Annotated in this window: 1 protein-coding gene and 4 pseudogenes; 2 read left to right on the top strand and 3 right to left on the bottom strand. The window is 69.1% G+C overall.

The annotated features are described in order from the left end of the window. A pseudogene (locus PUR56_RS00595) lies at positions 1 to 119 on the top strand (IS5 family transposase); the annotation flags it as partial. A gap of 126 nt (positions 120 to 245) precedes the next feature. On the opposite strand, the pseudogene PUR56_RS00590 reads toward PUR56_RS00595, so the two are convergent. Next, a pseudogene (locus PUR56_RS00590) lies at positions 246 to 479 on the bottom strand (zinc ribbon domain-containing protein); the annotation flags it as partial. Between the two features lie 18 nt (positions 480 to 497). On the opposite strand from PUR56_RS00590, the pseudogene PUR56_RS00585 reads away from it, so the two are divergent. Further along, a pseudogene (locus PUR56_RS00585) lies at positions 498 to 824 on the top strand (transposase); the annotation flags it as partial. A gap of 11 nt (positions 825 to 835) precedes the next feature. Here the strand turns inward: PUR56_RS00585 and PUR56_RS43135 are convergent. After that, positions 836 to 1,121, bottom strand: a pseudogene (locus PUR56_RS43135) (DUF6087 family protein). Positions 1,122 to 1,167: 46 nt separating this feature from the next. After that, complete coding sequence (locus PUR56_RS00580) at positions 1,168 to 2,319, bottom strand: transcriptional regulator (protein WP_329947391.1); 1,152 nt, start codon at positions 2,317 to 2,319, stop codon at positions 1,168 to 1,170. Positions 2,320 to 2,619 lie beyond the last annotated feature (300 nt).

Here is a 2,619-nt window from a genome sequence, read left to right as displayed (position 1 = left end):
TCGCCCGCGACTACGAAGCCCTCCCGGCCCGATCCGAAGCCATGATCCACGTCGCGATGATCAGCCTCATGACCCGCCGCCTCACCGGCGAAACGACCCCCACCTGGCACGGAACCTGACCTCGACAACCAGGAGCGAAACGCCCACTTAGCGTCCCCCTCTACCAGAGGGACGGCGTGCCGGGCGATGATCAGGGCCGCGTTCAGGTCCCGGTCGATCGTCAGGCCGCAGGTGGTGCAGTGGTACTCCCGTTCGGACAGGGACAGTTCGGATTTCACTGTCCCGCAGGCCGAGCAGGTCTTGCTGGACGGGTGCCAGCGGTCAAGGACCGCGAGGCGTGACCCGTACCAGGAAGTCTTGTAGGAGAGCTGTCGGCGCAGCTCTTCGGGCGTGGCGTCCAAGACGGCGCGGTTGAGGCCGGCTTTCTGCCGAACGCGGCGGCCAGGGGCTTCGACGGTGCCACGGGCAGAGCTGGACATACCGGTGACATTGAGGTCTCCGAGCTGGGCGAACGCTACCCGGCCGTGGTCCGCACCTGGCGGGCGGCCTGGAGCGAGTTCACGCCCTACCTCGCGTTCCCGCCCGCGATAAGGACGGTCGTCTACTCGACGAACATGGTCGAGTCGATCAACTCCCGCTTGCGCAAGGCCACCCGCAACCGTGGCCATTTCCCCTTCGAACAGGCCGCGTTGAAGGTGCTCTACCTCGCGGTGCGGGAGCAGATCGCCCCCAGGGCACACGACATCAACCACGTCGCCGCACACTGGAAGGAGGCGCTGAACCAGTTCTCACTATTCTTCGAGGACCGGCTCAGCATCCGATAACCACAAAGGACTTACACAAGATCGCTTACACGCCCGGCCGGCTTCTTCGGTGCCGGTGGGGCGGTCGGTCGCATCACGCCGTCGCCTTCGGCCCCGCTGAGGATGCGCTGTGTGGCCGGGTAGTCCCGGACCACGGTCTCGGGGATCCACTGGTAGCCGTCCCAGCGCATGATCAGGCGGGGCTCGTTCCTGCCGGCCGCTGTCGGCGGTCAGGCGGAGGACCTTCAGTTTGCCGACCGGGCGGAGCTTCGCCTTCCTGCGGGCGGCCCACTGCTCCAGGGGTTCTTCGTCGCTCACGCGCTCTTCCTCGTGGTGGTGTGCCTCATCGACGGCCGTTGGGTGTTCAGGCGGTGGCGGCGGCGATGCGCTCCCGGGTGGTGCGGGCCAGGGGAGCGCCGGGTACCGCGGCAAGTTCGGCGTCGAGTTCGCGGAGGCGGTCAGTGATCCGGGTGGAGTCGACGTGGCCGAACAGGTGGAGGGCGTTGTAGGTCGCGGTGTCCGCGCCGTCGAGGTCCCCGGATCGGACGTAGGCACGTGCCAGGGCGATCTGGTCGAAGGCCCGGCTTCGGGTCCGCTCGGCGGGGCGCAGTGCGGTGCCTGCCTCGATGCTGGTGATCGCGTTCCGGGCGCGGTCGGCGTCGTGTTCGGCGGCGATGAGTTCGCAGACGCCGACGGTGACCTCGTACTCCGCACGGTCGAACCAGAGGACCCACGTTGGGGGTTCGGTGTCGTTGTCGAGGGCGTGTTCGGCGGTCGCGATGGATCGTTGGGCGGCGGGGAGGTCGCCGAGGGTGGCGTGGCAGCGCGCTTCGAGGATGGCGAGGACTGCGCGGAGGCGGTCGGCGGGGAGCTTGCGGGTGCCGTACATGCCGGCCTGAACGAGTTCGAGGGCGTCGGTCGGCCGTCGTAGGTGGTTGGCTTGCCGGGCAAGGCAGTTGAGGAGGTGGCCGGCGATGGCAGCTCCGGCGGGGCCTGCGGCCTTGGCGGCTTGGAGGCCGAGCAGGAGGTAGTGCTGCGCCTCGGCGTGCCGTCCTACGTCGTGGGTCATCCATCCGGCGACGGAGGCGAGGTCGGCGACGGCGACGAACAGCTCCCGGCCGACTTCGTCGCTGGCCCGGCCCTGCTTGACCATGGTGGTGATGTCCTGGAGCTGGCCGACGACGGCGCGCCGGCTGAGGCCGCCGCCGTGCGCGTTGTCGAGCCTGCGGAAGGCGTCGGTGGTGTCCCTGATCCGCAGGACATCGGACATGCCGAGGCGGCCGGGGCGGGTGGGGGTGGGCAGTTCGGTGTCGGGTAGGTGCAGCCAGGGCTGTACGGCGGCGGTGAGTTCGGGGCCGGTGAGGAGTCTGGCGGTGGTGGAGGTGGTGTCGTCGGTCATGGCGTCGCTCCGGGTGGTGTCGAGGATCGCTGCGACGACCGCCGCCGCCGACCACCCCGCGGCGGGGCCGACCGAGGGGCGGCCGGTCATCCCGATGTCGGCGGGCGCGAGGCGCACCGGGGGGTTGCAGAGGCGTCCCAGGGCTGTGGCCAGGTACTCGGTTACCGGCTCGCGGGGTTCCTCTCCCCGAATCCACCGGGGGACGCGGGAGCGGTCGGGTTGGATGTCGCGTCGGCCGTGCTCCTGGGCCACCCGCGCGACTTCCCGCACCACCTTCTAGTAGTACTTCGTTAACTTGTATTGATCTTGGTCGGCCTGTCGGGCATCCTGGTCGGCGTGAACTTGGGGGAGATTGAGCAACTCCGTGGCGAGTTGGCCGCGTTCGTGGCTGAGGTGTTCGCATCGGTGCCGCGGAAG

The organism is Streptomyces sp. BE303 (genome assembly GCF_036290945.1).
Taxonomy (GTDB): domain Bacteria; phylum Actinomycetota; class Actinomycetes; order Streptomycetales; family Streptomycetaceae; genus Kitasatospora.
This window is presented reverse-complemented; position numbering and strand designations above follow the sequence as displayed.